The 20,718-nt window shown below is 39.9% G+C and carries 17 protein-coding genes and 1 pseudogene; 17 read left to right on the forward strand and 1 reads right to left on the reverse strand.

The window, feature by feature from the left end; genetic code table 11:
- Positions 1-16 precede the first annotated feature (16 nt).
- The 13 genes from nuoI to CCS90_RS11375 all read left to right on the forward strand — a co-directional run bounded on the left by nuoI (position 17) and on the right by CCS90_RS11375 (position 14,128).
- A complete protein-coding gene (gene nuoI, locus CCS90_RS11315) occupies positions 17-505 on the forward strand; it encodes an NADH-quinone oxidoreductase subunit NuoI (RefSeq protein WP_180236526.1) in 489 nt (162 codons plus the stop codon).
- Entirely contained in the window at positions 505-1,140 is a 636-nt protein-coding gene (locus CCS90_RS11320) for an NADH-quinone oxidoreductase subunit J (protein ID WP_099019740.1), read from the forward strand. The genes nuoI and CCS90_RS11320 overlap by 1 nt, the downstream gene beginning before the upstream one ends.
- On the forward strand, positions 1,137-1,439 hold the full coding sequence (nuoK, locus tag CCS90_RS11325) for an NADH-quinone oxidoreductase subunit NuoK (RefSeq protein WP_211337056.1): 303 nt from the start codon (positions 1,137-1,139) through the stop codon (positions 1,437-1,439). The genes CCS90_RS11320 and nuoK overlap by 4 nt, the downstream gene beginning before the upstream one ends.
- 2 nt (positions 1,440-1,441) lie before the next feature.
- Positions 1,442-3,400: an NADH-quinone oxidoreductase subunit L gene (nuoL, locus tag CCS90_RS11330; RefSeq protein WP_211337055.1), complete on the forward strand. Its 1,959-nt coding sequence runs from the start codon at positions 1,442-1,444 to the stop codon at positions 3,398-3,400.
- Positions 3,401-3,410: 10 nt separating this feature from the next.
- On the forward strand, positions 3,411-4,919 hold the full coding sequence (locus CCS90_RS11335; protein WP_099019665.1) for an NADH-quinone oxidoreductase subunit M: 1,509 nt from the start codon (positions 3,411-3,413) through the stop codon (positions 4,917-4,919).
- The gene (gene nuoN / locus CCS90_RS11340; protein ID WP_099019666.1) at positions 4,920-6,365 is read left to right on the forward strand and encodes an NADH-quinone oxidoreductase subunit NuoN; all 1,446 of its coding nucleotides are present in this window, start codon (positions 4,920-4,922) and stop codon (positions 6,363-6,365) included. It abuts the gene before it with no gap.
- A gap of 1 nt (position 6,366) precedes the next feature.
- Positions 6,367-6,867, forward strand: coding sequence for a 5-(carboxyamino)imidazole ribonucleotide mutase (purE, locus tag CCS90_RS11345; RefSeq protein ID WP_162846885.1), 501 nt, complete (start codon positions 6,367-6,369; stop codon positions 6,865-6,867).
- Positions 6,867-7,964, forward strand: coding sequence for a 5-(carboxyamino)imidazole ribonucleotide synthase (locus CCS90_RS11350; protein ID WP_099019667.1), 1,098 nt, complete (start codon positions 6,867-6,869; stop codon positions 7,962-7,964). The genes purE and CCS90_RS11350 overlap by 1 nt, the downstream gene beginning before the upstream one ends.
- A gap of 38 nt (positions 7,965-8,002) precedes the next feature.
- Positions 8,003-9,250, forward strand: coding sequence for a glutamyl-tRNA reductase (hemA, locus tag CCS90_RS11355; RefSeq protein ID WP_099019668.1), 1,248 nt, complete (start codon positions 8,003-8,005; stop codon positions 9,248-9,250).
- Positions 9,240-10,316, forward strand: coding sequence for a peptide chain release factor 1 (gene prfA, locus CCS90_RS11360; protein WP_099019743.1), 1,077 nt, complete (start codon positions 9,240-9,242; stop codon positions 10,314-10,316). Before hemA ends, prfA begins: the two co-directional genes overlap by 11 nt.
- Positions 10,317-10,320: 4 nt before the next feature.
- Complete coding sequence (locus tag CCS90_RS11365; RefSeq protein ID WP_099019669.1) at positions 10,321-11,766, forward strand: tetratricopeptide repeat protein; 1,446 nt, start codon at positions 10,321-10,323, stop codon at positions 11,764-11,766.
- Positions 11,767-11,991: 225 nt separating this feature from the next.
- On the forward strand, positions 11,992-13,419 hold the full coding sequence (locus CCS90_RS11370) for a DUF4407 domain-containing protein (protein ID WP_099019670.1): 1,428 nt from the start codon (positions 11,992-11,994) through the stop codon (positions 13,417-13,419).
- 124 nt (positions 13,420-13,543) lie between these two features.
- Positions 13,544-14,128, forward strand: a complete 585-nt coding sequence (locus CCS90_RS11375) for a hypothetical protein (protein WP_099019671.1) — start codon at positions 13,544-13,546, stop codon at positions 14,126-14,128.
- Positions 14,129-14,240: 112 nt separating this feature from the next.
- On the opposite strand, the gene hemN is transcribed toward CCS90_RS11375, so the two are convergent.
- Positions 14,241-15,632, reverse strand: coding sequence for an oxygen-independent coproporphyrinogen III oxidase (hemN, locus tag CCS90_RS11380; protein WP_099019672.1), 1,392 nt, complete (start codon positions 15,630-15,632; stop codon positions 14,241-14,243).
- A gap of 210 nt (positions 15,633-15,842) precedes the next feature.
- On the opposite strand from hemN, the gene hisC reads away from it, so the two are divergent.
- The 4 genes and pseudogenes from hisC to rpsA all read left to right on the forward strand — a co-directional run bounded on the left by hisC (position 15,843) and on the right by rpsA (position 20,687).
- Positions 15,843-16,958: a histidinol-phosphate transaminase gene (gene hisC, locus CCS90_RS11385; protein WP_099019673.1), complete on the forward strand. Its 1,116-nt coding sequence runs from the start codon at positions 15,843-15,845 to the stop codon at positions 16,956-16,958.
- Positions 16,951-18,237: pseudogene (gene aroA, locus CCS90_RS15240) on the forward strand (3-phosphoshikimate 1-carboxyvinyltransferase); the annotation flags it as partial. The gene hisC and the pseudogene aroA, both read left to right, overlap by 8 nt.
- Positions 18,238-18,246: 9 nt before the next feature.
- A complete protein-coding gene (gene cmk, locus CCS90_RS15245; RefSeq protein WP_281275188.1) occupies positions 18,247-18,936 on the forward strand; it encodes a (d)CMP kinase in 690 nt (229 codons plus the stop codon).
- A gap of 101 nt (positions 18,937-19,037) precedes the next feature.
- The gene (gene rpsA, locus CCS90_RS11395) at positions 19,038-20,687 is read left to right on the forward strand and encodes a 30S ribosomal protein S1 (protein WP_099019674.1); all 1,650 of its coding nucleotides are present in this window, start codon (positions 19,038-19,040) and stop codon (positions 20,685-20,687) included.
- The last annotated feature ends 31 nt before the right edge of the window (positions 20,688-20,718 follow it).

The following is a 20,718-nucleotide window of genomic DNA, read 5'->3' on the forward strand; positions in this document are numbered from 1 at the left end:
TGTTTAGAGATATATGATGACTAAAATTATAAGGTATTTAAAAAGTTTAACTCTGAATGAAATTCGCAAAGGGTTGCTGTTAACTCAAAAGTATTTTTTCAAACGAAAATTTACCGTGCGTTATCCAGAGGAAAAAACTCCGAAGTCTCCACGATTCAGAGGTTTACATGCATTAAGACGTTATCCAAACGGTGAAGAACGTTGTATTGCTTGTAAATTATGTGAAGCTGTTTGTCCAGCAGCTGCCATTACCATTGACTCTGATGTCAGAGAGGATGGTTCTAGGCGAACCACTAAATATGAAATAGATTTGTTTAAATGTATTTATTGTGGATTTTGCGAAGAGTCATGTCCCGTTGATTCAATTGTAGAGACTGATATACATGAATATCATTTTGAATCCATGGGCAAAAATGTCATGACCAAAGAACAATTACTGGCCATTGGTGATATGTATGAAGAACAAATTGCTGATACCAAACAACAAGATGCGAAGTACAGATGATGATAAGTCCTGAATTATTTCAACAATTAATATTTTATGTGTTTGCCACATTCACTGTGGGTTCTGCGATGGCAGTGGTCACCGTTAAAAACACCATTTACTCAGCGTTATTTTTGGTGCTGTGCTTCTTTAACACGGCCGTATTGTGGATGTTGATTGAAGCCGAATTTTTAGCGATCACCTTGGTACTTGTCTATGTGGGTGCTGTGATGGTGTTGTTTTTATTCGTGGTCATGATGTTAGACGTCAAGCAAGCAAAAGCCTCACAACTGAAACAATCATATACCAAAGCAGCTTTACTGATTGCTGCGGCCATGTTAGTTGAGTTAATGATGCTGTTCGCCTATAAACTCAGTGGACAAATTCCTACCGATGAGTTGATCAGACAAGAGGCTGGATACAGTAATGTGGCTGAAGTGGGTATGGAATTATTTACGCATTACGTTTATCCATTTGAAATTGCTGCGGTCATCCTTTTGGTTGCTATTGTTGCAGCCATAATGCTTACAATGCGCAAACGGGAAGGCAACAAACAACTTGATGCAGCCAAACAAATTAACATCAATCCTGCTGAGCGCATTAGGGTAGTGACTATGAAGGCAGAGAAAGGCCAAGGTCAGGGAGAAGAATCATGAGTTTACAAGGTTATTTAATTGTTTCTGCCATTCTTTTTGTTATCAGTATGGCTGGTATTTTTGTTAATCGTCGCAATGTGTTGGTGGTACTGATGTCGATCGAATTGATGTTGCTTGCGGTGAATACCAATTTGGTGGCATTTTCAAAATATTTAGGCGATGTTCAAGGCCAGGTTTTTGTGTTTTTCATTTTAACTGTTGCAGCGGCTGAAGCAGCAATTGGATTGGCTATCTTGGTGGTGTTGTTCCGTAACAAGAAAACACTTGAAGTCAAAGAAATCAACGAGTTGGAAGGGTAAAGATGGATATGAAAACAACTTTGATGGTTATCGCTTTTGCCCCATTGGTGGCTGCAGCCATCGCAGGATTATTTGGGCGCCAAATTGGCAGAGTAGGTGCACACACCCTTACCATTGCAGCCGTAGGCCTGTCATGTTTCTTGTCAATCAAAGTGCTGCTACAGTTTATCAATGGTGAAGCGGTCGCTTTTAATGAAAATTTATACACATGGATGGTTACAGGAGATTTATCCATGCATGTCGGATTTATGGTCGATTCTCTGACAGCGATCATGATGAGTGTGGTGACATTTGTATCTTTAATGGTACATATTTATACCATTGGCTACATGAGTGAAGACTCTGGTTATCAACGATTTTTCAGTTACATTTCATTGTTTACTTTTGCCATGTTGATGTTGGTGATGGCAAACAACTTCATGCAATTGTTTTTTGGTTGGGAAGCTGTGGGCTTGGTGTCATACTTGTTGATTGGTTTTTGGTACAAAAAGGAAACGGCCATTTTTGCCAATATGAAAGCATTCTTGGTTAACCGAGTGGGTGACTTTGGATTTTTGCTGGGCATTGCAGCTGTGTTGATGACCTTTGGAACTTTAGACTATGTAGAAGTCTTTAATCAAGCACCGCAAATGGCCAATGAAACCATCAATATTTTCGGTGACAGTCAATGGTCAATGATGACGGTCATTTGTATTTGTTTATTTATCGGTGCCATGGGTAAATCAGCCCAAGCTCCGTTGCATGTTTGGCTACCTGATTCTATGGAAGGACCAACGCCCATTTCTGCTTTGATACATGCTGCAACCATGGTAACAGCCGGTATTTTTATGGTGACCAGAATGTCTCCATTGTTTGAAATGTCAGATACTGCATTGAGCTTTGTGATGTTGGTCGGTGCATTCACCGCCTTTTTTATGGGCTTGATAGGTATCGTACAAAATGACATCAAGCGAGTCATTGCCTATTCAACCCTGTCACAATTGGGTTATATGACAGTTGCATTGGGTGTATCTGCCTATTCTGCGGCTATTTTTCACTTGATGACCCATGCATTCTTTAAAGCATTGCTGTTTTTAGGTGCAGGTTCAGTCATCATTGCGATGCATCACAAACAAGACATGCAAGAAATGGGTGGGCTCAGAAAGTATATGCCGATCACTTTTATCACTGCTTGGATTGGAACTTTGGCATTAACTGGATTTCCTGGTTTTTCAGGATTTTTCTCAAAAGATGCCATCATAGAAGCCACTCATTTGTCTGATCGTTGGGGCTCTGGCGTGGCATACATAGCCGTTTTGTTGGGTGTGTTTATCACAGCTTTGTATAGTTTCAGATTGTTGTATTTGACCTTTCATGGTAAGGAGCGGATGGATCATCACACCAAGGAGCATTTAAAAGAATCTCCATGGGTCGTGACCTTACCATTGATTCTTTTGGCCATTCCATCTGTGGCGATTGGTTGGTTAACGATTGAACCGTTGTTATTTGGTGGGTTCATGGATGATGCCATCCATGTTAATAGGGTCAATGATGTGATTGGTGAGTTAGGCAATGACTTCCATGGTGCAGGGGCTTTTGTTTTACATGGTTTACAAATGCCGCCATTTTGGCTGGCCTTGGCAGGTTTTGCTGTGGCCACTTATATCTACACCAGAAATATATCTATGGCAGGTAAAATCAAGAAACGCTTGGCTCCCATCCATAAGATTTTAGATAATAAATATGGATTTGATGCTTTCAATCAAAAGTTCATAGCAGGTGGTAGTGTTAAATTGGGCGAAGCACTTTGGAAGTGGTCAGATTCAAAACTCATTGATGGTATTTTAGTCAATGGCAGCGCCAAGGCAGTTAATGCAGTTTCTAAATTCATCAGGTCAATACAGTCAGGTTATGTTTATCATTATGCATTGGTCATGGTGGTGAGTGTTATCGTGTTCATTGGTCTTTACGTATTTAAATAGGATTTATTTTATGTTTGAAGGTTCGATATTAAGCGTACTAATCTGGCTGCCAATACTCGGTGGTGTGGCTTTGTTGCCATTTGGACAAGGCAGGTCAGGATTGGTTAAGGTGCTTGCCTTGTTGATTTCTGTTCTCACACTGATCATCAGTTTGCCTTTATGGACTCAGTTTGATTCATCAACGGCTCAATTACAATTTGTAGAAAAAGTCCTGTGGATAGATTCTTTTGACATCTATTATCATTTAGGGATAGATGGTATCGCATTGCCTTTGGTGATATTGACTACCTTTATCACTGTATTGATTGTGTTGTCGGCATGGCGTGTCATTAAATCCAATATTCATCAATACATGGCTGCTTTCCTTATTTTGGAAGGGATGATGATTGGTGTGTTTACTGCCCAAGATGCGATGTTGTTCTATATCTTTTTTGAAGCCATGTTAATTCCTATGTTTGTTATTATAGGTATTTGGGGTGGCCCAAACAGAGTCTATGCAACGGTTAAGTTTTTCTTGTACACGTTCTTAGGTTCAGTTTTCATGTTGATTGGCTTGATTTATTTATACAATAAATCTGGAAGCTGGAATTTAACCGATTTGGCAATGCACCCATTAAGTTTACAAGAACAAAGCTATTTATTCTTTGCGTTTTTGGCTGCATTTGCAGTGAAAATCCCGATGTTCCCAGTACACACATGGTTACCCGATGCGCACGTTGAAGCACCTACAGGTGGGTCTGTTGTGTTGGCTGCGATCATGTTAAAAATAGGCGGATATGGATTTTTAAGATTTTCATTACCTATAACGCCAGACGCCAGTTCTGAATTCACTTGGTTGTTGATTACTTTGTCATTGATTGCCGTGGTCTACATCGGTTTGGTTGCCATGGTACAAAAAGACATGAAGAAGCTGATTGCTTATTCTTCGATTTCACACATGGGTTTCGTCACACTTGGATTGTTTTTGGTGTTCTTACTGATCAAAAATGGTAGCAACAGCAGCCAAATGGCTATTGAAGGTGCGATGGTACAGATGATTTCTCATGGATTTATTTCTGCCGCGATGTTTTTGTGCGTAGGTGTGCTTTATGATCGGTTGCACTCAAGGATGATAAAAGATTATGGCGGAGTGGTTAATACCATGCCATGGTTTGGCGCATTCTTTGTATTCTTTGCAATGGCCAATTCTGGTCTACCAGGTACATCTGGGTTCGTGGGTGAATTCATGGTGATATTGGCCAGTTTCCAAGCCAATTTCTGGATAGCATTTTTGGCAGCCATCACTTTAATTATTGGTGCTGCTTATTCTTTGTGGATGGTTAAACGTGTGGTATTTGGATCTATAACCAATGATTCAGTTGCCTCATTGAAAGACGTGACCCCCAGAGAGTTCTTTATTTTGGCTGCTTTAGCCATTATGGTTTTGTTGTTAGGCGTTTGGCCTGAGCCGTTGATTGAAGTGATGAGTGCTTCTGTTCGACAAGTCATTGAATACGTGTCTGTGAGTAAGGTGATATAAATGTTTAATTGGTCTGAATTAGTTCCTGCTTTACCTGAATTATTGGTGCTTAGCATGGCGTGTGTCGTGTTAATTGCTGGTTTGTTCACAGAACGAAACAAAGGTGGTTTCATCGTATTTTTATCAGTAATCACAATGGTGTTTGCTGCAATATTGACCTTAAAAGATCATGTTGCTGGTGCACAATTTACCAGTGAGTTATTGTTCAACGAAACCTTTGTTCGTGATGGGTTTGGTGACATGCTTAAAGTTGTGGTGTATTTATTGATGATTGGTGTGTTTTTCTACGCCAAGCAATATTTGAGGCAGCAAAACAACTTGCAAGGTGAATATTTTGCGCTGTTGTTATTTGCTACCTTAGGTATCATGGTAATGATATCTGGCTACAATTTCATTGCCCTGTATTTGGGCTTGGAGTTACTGGCTTTGAGTTCATATGCCTTGGTGGCGTATAACCGCAATAATGTTAAAAGCAATGAAGCTGCCATGAAGTACTTCATTCTTGGCGCATTGGCCTCTGGTATGTTGTTGTATGGGATGTCATTAATCTATGGTGCCGTTGGAACCCTGCAGCTGGATCAAATCTCACAAGCAATTGCCAGTCAAAATAATGACATGTTTTTGGTGCTTGGCTTGATTTTTGTTATTGTTGGAATTGGGTTTAAACTGGGCGCAGCACCGTTTCACATGTGGGTTCCTGATGTTTATGAAGGTGCACCCACAGCAACTACATTGTTTATTGCCTCAGCCCCAAAAATTGCTGCATTTGCCTTGGCCGTAAGGATATTAGGGCAGAGTTTAGACGTGTTGGTTATTCACTGGCAGTCGATGTTGGCAACCTTGGCAATTATGTCCATTATTGTGGGTAATTTATTTGCTTTACAACAAACCAATTTAAAACGCCTGTTTGCCTATTCAACGATTTCTCACATCGGTTTTATGTTATTGGGACTGGTTGGTGGTGAGCAGGGCATAGCTGCTTCAATGTTTTATATCATTGTTTATACCATCATGGCCATTGGTGGTTTTGGCATGATTGTGTTGTTGTCATCAAAAGGTTATGAAGCAGATGACATCAAAGACTTCAAAGGTTTGAACCAAAGAAATGGCTGGTATGCGTTTTTGATGTTGCTGTTGATTGCATCTATGGCTGGTTTCCCTCCATTGATTGGGTTTTTCTCAAAACTTTATGTGTTAAAAGCAGTCATTGATCAAGGTTATATATGGTTGGCGGTGATCGCCTTAATATTTGCCGTTATTGGTGCCTTCTATTACTTGAGAATCATCAAGGTCATGTATTTTGAAGAGCCAGAAACGGATCAAGCCATTGATGTTGGATTCGATGTTAAAACTGTACTCAGTATCAATGCTTTGGCACAACTTGGATTGTTGGTTGTCGTACCGGTGTTGTTTCAATATTGTATCTTGGTCACTCAATCACTCTAAAATGAAAGATCAAATGGCTCAAGTAGGTTTAATTATGGGGTCCCAATCTGATTGGGAAACCATGCAGCACTGTGCTAAGTTACTCAGTGATTTAGGCGTGCCTTTTGAACAAGAGGTTGTTTCGGCTCATCGAACACCAGATAAAATGTTCAGTTATGCAGAGTCAGCAGCAAAAAGACAGTTAAAAGTGATTATAGCTGCCGCCGGAGGTGCTGCGCATTTACCAGGTATGGTGGCTGCAAAAACACCACTGCCAGTCATAGGCGTCCCCATTCAGTCCAAAACTTTGAATGGTATTGATTCATTACTTTCTATTGTACAAATGCCGGCTGGTATTCCTGTGTTAACCATGAGTATTGGTGTTTCAGGTGCCAAAAATGCCGCCTTGTCTGCTGCAGCTATTTTGGCATTGAATAATTCTGACATAGCAGAAGCGCTGAATACATTCAGAAAACAACAAAGTGAACATGTTACCAATCATCCAAATCCGGAAATAAAATAATGAATCCAAAAATTGGTATATTGGGTGCTGGCCAGTTGGCTCGAATGATGGCAATGTCAGGCTATCCAATGGGTTTTGAATTTGTTTTTTTTGACCCCAACCCCGAAGCATGTGCAGGTCATGTGGGGGAACTAATGGTTGCCGAGTATCACAATGAATTGGCATTAGAAGAGTTTTGTCAAAAGGTCGATATTGTGACCTTAGATTTTGAAAACGTGCCTGTAGAGACTCTCAGGTTTGTGCAAAAAAAGAAGCCCGTCTTTCCCAGCCCAGAAGTGTTAGAAATTGCTCAAGACCGTCTTTTAGAGAAACAGTTTTGTCACTCCATAGGTGTTCCAACAGCCGAATTTGAAACCATCAACAGTCGATCTGAATTAAAATTTGCGGCTAAAAAGTTTGATTATGATGCAATCCTCAAAACCCGCCGGATGGGGTACGATGGCAAAGGTCAATACAGAATAAAGTCAGCTGAAAATATCAATCAATTACCAGAAGATATATTTTCACAAGATTTGATATTAGAAAAGCGTGTTGCTTTTAAGCGTGAGGTTTCAGTGATAGTCGCTCGAAATGGTTTGGGTGACATCAAAACTTGGCCACTTTGTGAAAACAAACACAAAGAGGGCATTCTGACCACCACCATCGTTCCTGCAAAGTCACTGCCTCTAGATGATTTGTCTATTGAATATGCCAAACAATTGGCGGTTGCTTTGAATTACATAGGTGTCTTGGTGATTGAATTTTTCCAAACTGAAGACCATATATTTGTTAATGAAATGGCACCACGTGTGCATAATTCTGGTCATTGGACCATTGAAGGTGCACATACTTCTCAATTTGAAAATCACCTCAGGGCTGGCCTGAATTTACCGCTGGGATCCACTGAAATGACTGGTATGGCTGCCATGTTGAATTGGATTGGTGCATTTCCTGATGGTGTTTTGAGTATCACCGAACCCGACCTGTTTTGGCACATATATGGCAAAGAACCACGACCAGGCAGAAAAATTGGTCACTCAACATTATTGGCCTCATCGCCACAACAGTTGCATGATAAAATAGTCAATTTAGTCAAGAAACTGGGCGTTCAACTTTAGCTGTTCAGGCTTTTAATGCCTTACAGCCACAACCAAACATGGCCATTTGTTTACTCGGAATTAACCACAAAACTGCTGACATCAATATCAGAGAAAAATTCACTGTGGCGGAGTCAGATTACCAAAAACACAATGAATTGTTATTGAAGCATCCTGCCATTGATTCAGCTGTGGTTTTGAGTACCTGTAATCGAACCGAATATTATTTATCTACACCATCAATTGAATTCCTGAAAAAGCATTTAATTAAAATTTTTGAATTTGACTTTAAAGCCAAGTTTGTATATTTGAAATCAGGCCATGATTGTGCAGTACACTTATTTTCAGTCGCAGCCGGTGTGGATTCATTGGTTATAGGGGAAACCCAAATTCAGGGCCAGGTCAAACGTTCATTTGATGAAGCCAAAAGATGTGGTGTTAACAGTGAAATAAACAAATTATTTCAAATGGCTTTTAAAACTGCAAAAATGGTTCGTTCTGAAACTGAAATAGGCAGGAACCCAGTTTCTGTGGCTCATTGTGCGGTTCAATTGGGTAGACAAATATTTGGTTCATTAGACCAACAAAAAGTTTTGATTATAGGTGCAGGAGAAACGGCAGAACTGTTGGTAAGGTACTTGATTAATCATCATGCTGGAAACATGACCATATGCAACCGAACGCATCTAAACGCACAAAAATTAGCGGCTCACTTCAATGCCAAGACCCTTTCATTTGAATCCCTTGAATCGACATTTCATGAATTTGACTTGATTTTTACAGCCACTGCAAGTCCAAGGCCAATCGTTTCATTCAATACGGCAGCAAGGGCGCTGCAACTAAGAAAGTATAAACCCATTGTAATGATTGATTTATCGGTACCCAGAGACATTGAAGAAGATGTTAAAAGTTTAGATGATGTCTTTTTATACACGGTTGATGATTTGCAAACAGTAATCACCAAAAATATGCAGCGCAGAGAAAGCACCATTGATGAAGCCGGACGCATCATTCATGCTGAAGCTGAACTCTTTGGGCAGTGGTTACAAACCAAAAAGCACCATGATTTGCTCAAACAATATCAATTAAAAATTGAAAACATCAAAGACACGGTTGTCGCTAAACATATGAGTAAAGATTTGCCTGATGATCAGGCCAATAAATTAACGACCATAGCACATCAAGTCAGTAAGAAAATGTCACATCATCAAATGATTGGTATGAAAAAAATCATTGAATCTGGCAATGAAGACCACATTAAGTTAATTGCACAACTGTTTGATTTGGAAATAAATGATGACGCCTGAAATTGAATTAAAATTAGAACATGCCCAGGATCGTTATGAAGAATTGGCCTTGATGTTATCTGACCCTGATGTGATGGCAAATCAAAATAAATTCAGAGATTATTCTAAAGAATATGCCCAGATTGAACCTCTGGTTTTGAATTATCGTTCTTATAAACAAGCGCAAACAGATGCCTCTGAAGCACAAGAAATGATGGCTGACTCCGAAATGGCTGATTTAGCGAAGGAAAGTTTACAAGAAGCTGAAAAATTATTGCATGAACTGGACGAAGAATTAAAAATTCTGTTATTACCTAAAGACCCCAATGACAGCAAAAACATTTACTTAGAAATCAGGGCTGGCACAGGAGGGGATGAGGCGGCCATTTTTGCAGGCGATCTTTTTAGAATGTACAGCCGATACGCTGAAAAACAAAAATGGCGCATCAGCATAATCAGTGTTAATGAAGGTGATCATGGCGGCTTTAAAGAAATCATCGCATTGGTTGAAGGTGATGGTGCCTATTCAAAATTTAAATTTGAATCGGGTACCCATCGAGTACAAAGGGTTCCAGATACAGAATCACAGGGCAGGGTGCATACATCAGCTTGTACCGTGGCTGTTTTACCAGAAGTCGCAAGTGTTGAAGCGATTGACATCAATCCTGCTGATTTAAGAGTCGACACTTTCAGGTCTTCAGGTGCAGGCGGTCAGCATGTCAATACCACGGATTCAGCAGTCAGGATTACGCACATTCCGACCAATACAGTGGTTGAGTGTCAAGATGAACGTTCCCAACATAAAAATAAAGCCAAAGCGATGTCTTTGTTATCGGCCAAAATCTTAGATGCAGAACAAGCCAAAGTTAAAGCTGAGCAATCCAAAGAAAGAAAATTGCAAGTGGGCAGTGGTGATAGGTCACAAAGAATACGAACTTATAACTATCCACAAGGTCGAATAAGCGATCACAGGATCAACTTGACAATCTATAAGTTGAATGAAATCATAGATGGAGATTTGGGATTAGTGGTTGAACCGTTAAACCAAGAAGCCCAAGCTGAACTTTTGACTCAAATGAACCAATAAACCCATGACCAATAAAAAATATTATTACGCCTTCCCACTGATGCTGATGCTCATGTTAATGGGCTGTGAAAAGCAATCTACCAAGACCCAAGAACAAGTGGAATCAGCATCTTTGGCATGGACTTCATTACAACAAAAAATACTTTTCAACCTTCAAGAAAAAAACTACGGTGTTGCAGGAAATCAGATAAAACAAATGATGGACCTCGCTGGTTCTGACAACGAGCGTTGGGAATACATCAGAATGGCTCTGGTTACCATGCCAAAAGATTTGGCCATGCCTTTGATTGATCAAGCTTTGGGCCTTAAATCTGTGCGAAAGGACGCAGCACAACTTTATGGGTTTAGTCGTGTTTTAACTCAATTCAAAAATCAAAAAAGGGCTTTGCAGTTGATTAATCAGGCTGTGAAAAAAGACAAGAAAGATGATTTTGTATATTGGAGGGCTAGGTTGTATTTGTTGGCTGAGCAAGAAGATTTGGCGGAAAAGGATTATATTTGGTTGATTAATCAGGACAATGATAATGTAGATTATATTGGACAATATGCCACTTTATTGAGTCATTTGGACCGAGATGATGATGCCATTAGTTTGCTGGCAAAACACCAAACTGAGCCCACATTGTTATTTAGGCTCATTGTTTTGTTGTTGCAAAGTGAGCAAAATGAAGCTGTTGATGAGAAGTTTAATCAATTGAAAATGTTGATAGCTGGGAAAAGTTTAACCACTGAAGAGTATTTGCAATTTGGTGAATTGGCCTATTGGTTGGAGGATTATGCAACCAGTTTGGAGTTGCTGCAGAAAGTTAATTCGGGCGATGAATTGAGTGAAGCGAAGTTATTGATTGGTCGAGTGTTGATGGAACAGGGAGATACAGATCGAGCCATTATTGTCTTTAACCAAGTTCAGAACGGGCCAGAAGCCCAAGCCATTCCGGCCTACCAATTTGAAGTCGAATTATTGAGGCAGCAAGGTCAATATGAAGAGGCTTTGGCTGTAGTGAATCGTGCGCTAAGTATGTTTGGCCTAGATGCAGGGCTGTTATACACCCGAGCCATGATTTATGAACGTGTAGATAACATACCAGAGTTAGAAAAAGATTTATTAAGTTTGATAGAAGAAAATCCTGAAAATGCCGATGCGCTTAATGCTTTGGGTTATACCTGGGCAGATCGAGACATGAACCTCGACCGTGCTTATGATCTTATCATGAGGGCCTATGCAATCAGACCGAATGATAAAGCAGTGCTAGATTCTGTTGGTTGGATCTATTACAAGAAAGGAGATTTGGCACAAGCTGAAAAATACTTGAGGTTGGCCATTAAAAATAACCAGCGAGACATCGAATCTTATCAACACCTTATGACTGTGTTAAAAGCAATGGGGAAAACGGATGAAATTGAGGATTTGGAGTCACAAATCAACAATTTGTTTCCAGCATCAAACTGATTCAATTTATGTTTGTTGTCAATTAAAGACTTTTCCCTGTCTATGAATTAAGTGCTGATTTTGTAGCAATATAAATGAACTTAATTCAGAATAGACAGTCACAAATACAGAGATCTGCTAAACCAAGTTCTATGAAGTGATGGTTAGTGGCTTTCCTAAATCCATGGCAATCGGATATTTTGTGAGGTCTGTATTGGACTTCAGTATTTTAAAAAGAGGTCTAAAATGAGTCAATCCTCCATCGCCAAAGAATCACTTTGGTTTAAACTTTGTGCGTTTTTATCTTTAACTGATACCGATGTGTTGGCAGAAAGTGGTCGTTATGATCGGATGATGGCGTATGCCATGGTGTTCAGGCAATTGGTCACCTTTGCTTTTACCTTCCTGTTGTTCACCTATGGTGTATCCATATTTTTAAACCCAGTGGCGGCCTATACCGTTGGATTTGTGTTTGCTTTGACTTTGTTTTTTTTGGATCAAGCCATCATTGGTTCAGATTGGGCTTTGCGCAACCCATTTAAGCGAGGTTTGCCATTCAGACAACTATTGGGTTTGATTCCACGATTGGTTTATTCATTGATTATCGCCATTGGCTTGGCAACTTTGGCAGAAATCAGCTTGCAGTCGAATGCCATTGATGAACAAATTCAAAAAAACGTGGTTGAAAATAATCAAGTGTATTTTTCTCGCATGAGTGAGTATGAGCAAGAGTTGGACACCACAGTCAATGCCACAGAAAATAAAATTGCTCAAATTCAACAAGAGATATTGACTTTAAGGACTGCTCAGGAACAAATTAAGAACACCGATGAATCGTACGATGAAGACACAGTGGCTAACAGCATTGATAACTACCAAGTTACATTGGAAGAGTTGCAAAGAGATCAGAAGAACACCATCAACACCATCGGTGCTTTGAATGAGCGTTTGTCCCAAACCAGGTCAGATTACCAGTACTGGTTCAATGAATCCATTCTTGAGCGCACCGGCCAAGACGGTAGGCCGGCAACTGAGGGCCCTAAATACGAGCGAGCAGTGAAAACTTACACACAATTGGCTGAATTGATTCCAGTGATAGAAGCTGAAATTGAAGACACCAAACAACGTTTAATTGGTATTGAAGCAAATATCATGAATACCACCAACACCTTGAATGAATATCAATTAAAAAGTAACACTTTGAGTGAAAAGATAACCACATTAACCATCAATGATGAACGGTTAAATCAACTGAACGCTGATTTACAACAACAGCAAGTGTTACTAACTGACCAGATCGATGATAAACAAAATAAATTGAAAGATTATAAAACCAAGTTGGTTAATGATGGTTTGTTTTATGAACAAAAAACTGGCATGTTGGTGCGGTATCTGGCTTTGAATAAAATACATACAGACCCTGAACTTGGTGAGGCTGCACTGTTATTCAGTTACATGCTTAAAATTTTCTTCATTGCGATTGAACTGATGCCTGTCATCATTAAATTATTTTTCAGCCCATTTAGTTTTTATTCTCTGAAAATGTACCGCAAAATGCACATCGCTTTACTGGAAGAGCAGGCCAAGTTGGATGCAGCCACTGAAAAATTCAAACAACAACAAGCGGAAGGTCGAATTGAACCAGAATTACCGATTGTCAACCAACAGATATGACTTTATGGCGCAATCATAAACTGATACTTCAAAAGCAAAATTATTTGATGGTTTAAAATTAATTTTTAACAAAATTGCTGTGAAATGTTATGATGCAGTTTTATTAATTATGAGGACGGAATTTATGTTAAATCGAATCATTTCAGTTGTTTTTTTGTTGTTGTCAGTGGGCTCAGTGAGTGCACAAGTCACATACACATATCAAGGTACTGCTTTTGATCAGTTCGATCCTCCCTATACTGCAAATTCAAGAGTGGTTGGTTCAATTGAATTGGCAGATGCATTACCTGAAAACAGCACTTTAGATTTAACCAATTCTATTCAAGGGTTTAGTTTTACTGATGGGGTTGCAACCAGAGACCAAAGTAATTCAATCCTGTGTCAATTTGATGTAACAACCAACAGTCAGGGAAACATTGCATCATGGACGCTTTATATAAGACAGTCAGATACGGCGCCAACTGAAAACCAACACACAATAGATTTGTTTTTTGGTACACCAGTGCCAGAATCTGTTGGATTTGATGCTTCACAAGGAAATGTAGATTGTGGCACTTTTGCTTTTGGTGTTGCTGGTTCTTCAAGTACCGCAAATCCAAATGCGTGGTCTGGTGGCCCACCACAGTCAGTGCCTACTTTGTCGGTGCTTATGATGATGTTGTTAAGCTTTTTGCTGGCTACTTTTGGTGTTTTAATCATCAAGAAATAACTGATTAAAGGTCAAAACCATGGTTAACTAACATGACCAAGGAGGCCAGGTCTATTGATTTGGCTTCTTGCTGTTAGTTAACCATTATCCATAAAATTATTTGGTATTGTAGTTAAATGACTTTAGAAAATTGTTGTTGGGATTGTTGGTTTAAGTACTGGTCAAATACCATGCAAATATTTCTTATCAATAACCTGCCTTTTTTACTCACAGTGATATCCCCATCGTTTATTGAGATCAGTCCATCAGATTCAAAGGGTAACAATCGCTTGATTTCTTCAGCAAAATAGTCAGAAAAATCAACATCAAATTGATGTGAGATTTTGTCAGTGTTTAAACTAAAGTGACAACAAAGGTCTTGAATCACTTGTTTTCTGATTTTGTCATCTTGATTCAGCTGGTATCCTTTCATAACAGGAATTTGTCCTAATTCAATTTGTTGGTAGTATGCTTCCAAGTTTTTGTTGTTTTGACTGAAAGTACCGTTGATTAAACTGATTGAACTGACACCCATGGCCAATAAATCGCAGGCTGCGTGGGTGGTATATCCTTGAAAATTTCTTTGTAAGCCACCATTTTTTTGAGCCACAGCCAGTTCGTCAGTTGGTTTGGCAAAATGATCCATGCCAATATAAACGTAACCGGCATCACTTAAGTCCTGAATGGTCATTTGTAAGATACCTAGCTTTTCATCAGGTGAAGGCAAGTCGGCTTCAGAGATGCGTTTTTGTGGCATAAACAAATGTGGCAGGTGGGCATAGTTAAACACGGATAATCGATCAGGGGATAATTGGATTACTTGAGCCAATGTATCCTTAAATGATGCCTGTGTTTGGTGTGGTAAACCATAGATCAAATCTACATTGATGGACTTGGCGCCATTATTTCGACACATGCTTATGGCTTGTGCAGTTAATTCAATCGGTTGGATTCGATTCACTGCTTTTTGTACTTTTTCCTGTACATCTTGAACGCCCATGGAAAATCGATTGAAACCCAAATCTACCAATAATTGAATGGTATCAGGGGCGGCTTCTCTGGGATCAATTTCAATTGAGTAGTCTCGGTCATCAGTTTTTAAAAGGTTGAAATGGGCATCAATCATGGCCATCATTCTTTTTAATTGTGGGTGAGTCAAAAAGGTTGGGGTTCCACCACCAAAATGCATCTGTTCAACCACACGTTCAGCAGGAATCAAAGCGGCTTGCATTTGAATTTCTTTTTCTAAATAGTTTAAATAGATGTCAGCCTTTTCACGTTTTTTAGTGGCCACTTTGTTGCAGGCACAGAAAAAACATAGCGTGTCACAAAATGGAATGTGAAAATACAATGACAGGGGCTTATTTTTTGATTCATTGAAATAGCTCAATAAATTTTTACGGTGCTGTGATTCTCTGAAATATTCGTTAAAAACCACTGCCGTTGGATAGGAAGTATAGCGAGGGCCTGATAAGTTGTATTTTTTTATCAGTTCGACGTCAAAGCTTACATTTGATTGTGTCATGGTTTTATAGTCAGACCATTAAATTGAATGTAACATATTTTAGTCATCAACCATAAAATTTCCTTGACTATAGTCAAGGTATCTTTCATTTGAGGAATATAAGTAAATCCAATCAATTCACTGAATCAGTCGTTATATGCCGTTAGCTTGCTTGCTTTATACGCTCTAAATGGGCAAAATATCCGCTTCTGACTTTGGCACCCACTTAGCATGACTGATTTCAAAAAAATGGCCGTACCCGGCGTTCAAAAACTCAATCCATACATTCCAGGAAAGCCCATTTCTGAATTAGAAAGAGAGCTGGGGATTCAAAACATCATCAAATTAGCCTCCAATGAAAATCCATTGGGACCAAGTCCTTTGGCGATGCAAGCCATCAAAGCAGAAATGTCTGAGTTGGCATTGTACCCAGATGGCAATGGTTTTGAGTTGAAAAAAGCCTTGGCAGAAAAGCATGGCATTGACATGTCTTGTATTACTTTGGGTAATGGTTCAAATGATGTTTTGGTGTTATTGGCTGAAGCTTTCTTATCACCTGAACACAATGCCATATATTCCCAGTACAGTTTTGCGGTTTATCCCATTGCAATTCAAGCCGTTGGTGCTCAACACCAAATGATTGATGCCACTTCTTGGGATGATGAAATGCCCTTGGGCTGTGATTTACCAGCAATGAAGGCTGCCATTAATGAGCAAACCAGATTGATTTTTATCGCCAACCCAAACAACCCAACAGGATCATTTTTGGGCCAAGATGAATTGTTGGCTTTTATCAAAAGCGTGCCTCAAGATGTCATTGTGGTCTTGGATGAAGCTTATTTGGAATATTCATCTGTTGAGGAACGTGTTGATGGCAGTTTGTGGCTGAATGAATTCGAAAATTTGGTGATTACCAGAACCTTTTCTAAAGCCTATGGCTTGGCAGGATTTCGGGTGGGTTATTGTTTGAGTAACCCAGACATTGCCAATGTATTGAATCGCATAAGACAGCCGTTTAATGTCAATTCATTGGCATTGGCTGCGGCCACTGCAGCCATCAAAGACGATGAGTTTTTAGCCAAATCGATGGCAGTCAATGCCAAAGGAATGAAATTATTGGCGGCATCCTGCGATAGATTGGGCTTAAGATTTGTGCCATCAAAAGGAAATTTCTTACTGGTGGATTTCGCCCAAGATGCCATGCCCATTTACCAACAAATGTTAGAACTGGGGGTTATCACCAGACCCGTTGCGAATTATGGCTTACCCAATTGTTTGCGCATCACCATAGGTTCAGAAGAAGAGATGCAACGCATGACGACAGTGCTGGAACAAGTCTGTGGCTAAAATAAATTCATTGGATGTTTTTAGTTTAGGCGCAATTGATCAACTTTCCGGTCAGTTTTCTGTACCTGGAGATAAATCCATTTCACATCGATCAATTATTTTCGGATCTATTGCCAAGGGAATCACCCAAATTAAAGGTTTTTTAAGGTCGGAAGATTGTTTAGCAACCCTAAAAGTGATGCAAGATTTGGGTGTTGACATTATTGACGATGGCATTGAAATTGTGATTAATGGGGTTGGTCTTAATGGCTTGAAAGCACCAAAACATGATTTAGATTGTGGCAATGCTGGTACGGCCATGCGCTTGTTGTCAGGATTGTTGGCAGCACAAAAATTCAACGCCACATTAACCGGCGATGAATCATTGTCTGGTCGCCCCATGGGCCGAGTGATTAAACCGTTGACACAAATGGGTGCATCGATTGATTCTATTGACTTCAAGGCTCCTTTGAAATTTTCCTATAAGCAAAAATTGGCTCCGATACATTACATCAGTCCCATAGCCAGTGCTCAAGTCAAGTCAGCCATACTGATTGCTGGTTTATATGTTGATGGAACAACATCAGTTACTGAACCGAATAAATCCAGAGACCACACAGAAACCATGCTCAAAGGCTTCGGCTGTGATGTACATATCGATGGTTTAACCATCAGTGTTCAGGGGAAACCTGATTTAGCTGGACAAAAAATTGAAGTGCCGGCAGATATTTCATCTGCTGCATTTTTTATGGTTTTGGGTCTTTGTCACCCTCAAGCTGATTTTGTGATTAAAAATGTGAGTATCAATCCTACGCGCGACGGTGTCATTAAAATATTAAAAGCCATGGGCGGCCGATTGACAATGGATAACATCAAAAACCAGGCAGGTGAGCAGGTGGCTGATATCAGGGTTCAATCCTCAGAACTTATAGGTATAGACATACCACATGAACTTATCCCAAGTGCGATCGATGAGTTTCCTGTACTGTTTGTTGCTGCTGCATTGGCAACAGGCAGAACCACATTGACGGGTGCTGAAGAACTGCGACACAAAGAAAGTGATCGAATCAAAGTCATGGTTGATGGGCTGAAATTATTAGGCATTGAATGTTCGGAACAGCCTGATGGGGCTGTCATCCATGGTGGTCAATTACAAAGTGGCTTGGTGGATGGTCATGGTGATCATCGTTGTGCCATGAGTTTTTTACTGGCCGGCACTTTAAGCCAAGGACAAGAAATTGCCGTTAAAGGCTGCCACAACATTGGTACTTCATTTCCTGAGTTCTTTGATTTAGTTAAATCTTTGGGGATTCAAGTTAACCAACCCATCCCAGTCATCACCATTGATGGTCCATCAGGGGTTGGTAAAGGCACCACATGTGCTTTGGTGGCGGAGCAGCTTGGCTGGCATTTGTTGGATTCTGGCTCAATTTATCGCGCACTGGCACTTAAAGTCATGAAAGCGTCCATAGATACCAAAGATGAAGCCTTGTTAATTGAAACCGCCAAATCATTACAGTTGTCTTTTACAGTGGCCGATGACGGGACCACCCAAATTAAATTGGATGGAGAAGTGGTCAATGAACAATTGCGCAGTGAAGCCTGTGGTGATATGGCTTCTAAAATAGCACCCATCCCAGCGATAAGACAGGCTTTGTTTATAAGACAAAAAGCATTTCAACGGCATCCAGGATTGGTTGCAGATGGTCGTGATATGGGTACTGTGGTGTTTAAATCAGCACCCTTAAAAGTGTTTTTGACGGCAAATGCCGAAGAAAGGGCGAAAAGAAGGCATAAACAATTGAAACTAAAAGGTGTAGATGTTAAAATCCGCGCGCTTTTAGAGGACATAGAAGCTCGTGATTTTCGAGATTCTACTCGTAAAGTGGCGCCTTTGGTGCCAGCAGCAGATGCCCATGTCATTGATACCAGTGATTTGAGTATCAAACAAGTTTTGGCTCAAATCATGAATTTGGTTGAGCAGAATGTGAAAGTTTGAATGGAATGATTTCCATGACAACTGTTTTATTAACGAGTATCGGGCAAACTGATACAGAAAACTAAGGTAAACAGATCTTTTGGTTTACCGGAAATAATTAAATGAGTGATAATTTTGAAGCAATGCTCGAATCCGAGCTGTCCAGTAAGAACATAATCCCAGGTACCATTGTTAAAGGTAAAGTTGTTGACATTGAAAACGGCTTTGCTGTTGTTGATGCCGGCTTAAAATCTGAGGGTGTCATCCCACTAGAAGAATTTGGCAACGAAGTTGAAATTGGCGATGTTGTTGAAGTGGCACTGGAAAAATATGAAAATGGTTTCGGCGAAACCGTATTGTCTCGTGAAAAAGCCAAGCGCATGCTGGTTTGGGACCAACTACAAATCGCTATGGACACCGATCAAATCGTTATTGGTCAAATCACATCTAAAGTTCGCGGTGGTTTCACTGTTGAATTGAAAGACATCAGAGCCTTCTTGCCTGGTTCTTTGGTTGATGTAAGACCTGTTCGTGATCCTGGTTACCTTGAAGGTAAAGACTTGGAATTCAAAGTCATTAAATTAGATCAAAAACGCAACAATGTCGTGGTTTCACGACGCGCAGTGGTTGAATCTGATTACTCTGAAGACCGTGATAAATTACTGGATTCATTGGAAGATGGCGTGATCGTTAAAGGCATCGTTAAGAACTTAACTGATTACGGCGCTTTCTTAGACTTAGGTGGCATTGATGGCTTATTGCACATCACTGACATGTCTTGGAAACGAGTAAACCATCCTTCTGAAGTGGTTGAAATTGGACAAGAGCTTGAGGTTCGCGTATTGAAGTTCGACAAAGAGCAACAAAGGGTTTCTCTGGGCCTGAAACAGTTGGGCGAAGATCCATGGAAAGATTTGTCTCGTCGTCATCCTGTTGGTTCACGTCACTTCGGTAACGTAACTAATATCACAGATTATGGTTGTTTCGTTGAAATCGAAGACGGTATCGAAGGTTTGGTTCACGTTTCTGAAATTGATTGGACTAACAAAAACATCAACCCTGCTAAAGTGGTTCAACCAGGTGATGAAGTTGAGGTTTGTATCCTAGAAATCGAAGAAAACAAACGTCGCATCTCTTTAGGTATGAAACAATGTAAACCTAATCCATGGGTTATCTTCTCTGACAGTGCTCAGAAAGGTGATTTGATTGAAGGTAAGATTAAATCTATTACAGATTTTGGTATCTTTATTGGATTGGAAGGCGGTATTGATGGTTTGGTTCACTTGTCTGACATTTCTTGGAATGAGCCAGGTGAAACTGCAATCAGAAACTTCAAAAAAGGCGACTTGGTTAAAGCCACTGTATTGGTAATCGATGCAGAAAGAGAACGTGTATCTTTAGGTATTAAACAATTGGCACAAGATCCATTTGGTTCATTTGTAGCTAATAACCCTAAAGGTTCTTTGGTGACTGGTAAAGTGATTGAAGTTGACGAAAAAGAAGCTGTTGTTGAATTGGAAGAAGGTGTTAATGGCTTGATCAAAGCTTTTGACGTAGCCAAAGAACGCACAGAAGACGTCAGCGCTGTACTTTCAGTTGGTGATGAAATTGAAGCTAAATTTGTTTCAATGGATCGCCGCAAGAAAATGTTGGTACTTTCGATTAAAGCGAAAGAGAGTGATGAGTTGAATGATGTATTGAATGAATACAAAAAAGGCAGCTCAGGAACCACCAGCTTAGGTGATTTACTGAAAGAACAATTGGACGATTAATCGTTTGATTTAAGTCATTGAAAGGAATCGA

The sequence above is a fragment of the Marinicella litoralis genome, from assembly GCF_002591915.1.
In the GTDB taxonomy this organism is placed as follows: domain Bacteria; phylum Pseudomonadota; class Gammaproteobacteria; order Xanthomonadales; family Marinicellaceae; genus Marinicella; species Marinicella litoralis.

Coding starts and splice junctions, on each gene's coding strand:
- nuoI (WP_180236526.1), top strand. CDS start 17: ATGACTAAAATTATAAGGTATTTAAAAAGTTTAACTCTGAATGAAATT.
- CCS90_RS11320 (WP_099019740.1), top strand. CDS start 505: ATGATAAGTCCTGAATTATTTCAACAATTAATATTTTATGTGTTTGCC.
- nuoK (WP_211337056.1), top strand. CDS start 1,137: ATGAGTTTACAAGGTTATTTAATTGTTTCTGCCATTCTTTTTGTTATC.
- nuoL (WP_211337055.1), top strand. CDS start 1,442: ATGGATATGAAAACAACTTTGATGGTTATCGCTTTTGCCCCATTGGTG.
- CCS90_RS11335 (WP_099019665.1), top strand. CDS start 3,411: ATGTTTGAAGGTTCGATATTAAGCGTACTAATCTGGCTGCCAATACTC.
- nuoN (WP_099019666.1), top strand. CDS start 4,920: ATGTTTAATTGGTCTGAATTAGTTCCTGCTTTACCTGAATTATTGGTG.
- purE (WP_162846885.1), top strand. CDS start 6,367: ATGAAAGATCAAATGGCTCAAGTAGGTTTAATTATGGGGTCCCAATCT.
- CCS90_RS11350 (WP_099019667.1), top strand. CDS start 6,867: ATGAATCCAAAAATTGGTATATTGGGTGCTGGCCAGTTGGCTCGAATG.
- hemA (WP_099019668.1), top strand. CDS start 8,003: ATGGCCATTTGTTTACTCGGAATTAACCACAAAACTGCTGACATCAAT.
- prfA (WP_099019743.1), top strand. CDS start 9,240: ATGACGCCTGAAATTGAATTAAAATTAGAACATGCCCAGGATCGTTAT.
- CCS90_RS11365 (WP_099019669.1), top strand. CDS start 10,321: ATGACCAATAAAAAATATTATTACGCCTTCCCACTGATGCTGATGCTC.
- CCS90_RS11370 (WP_099019670.1), top strand. CDS start 11,992: ATGAGTCAATCCTCCATCGCCAAAGAATCACTTTGGTTTAAACTTTGT.
- CCS90_RS11375 (WP_099019671.1), top strand. CDS start 13,544: ATGTTAAATCGAATCATTTCAGTTGTTTTTTTGTTGTTGTCAGTGGGC.
- hemN (WP_099019672.1), bottom strand. CDS start 15,632: ATGACACAATCAAATGTAAGCTTTGACGTCGAACTGATAAAAAAATAC.
- hisC (WP_099019673.1), top strand. CDS start 15,843: ATGACTGATTTCAAAAAAATGGCCGTACCCGGCGTTCAAAAACTCAAT.
- rpsA (WP_099019674.1), top strand. CDS start 19,038: ATGAGTGATAATTTTGAAGCAATGCTCGAATCCGAGCTGTCCAGTAAG.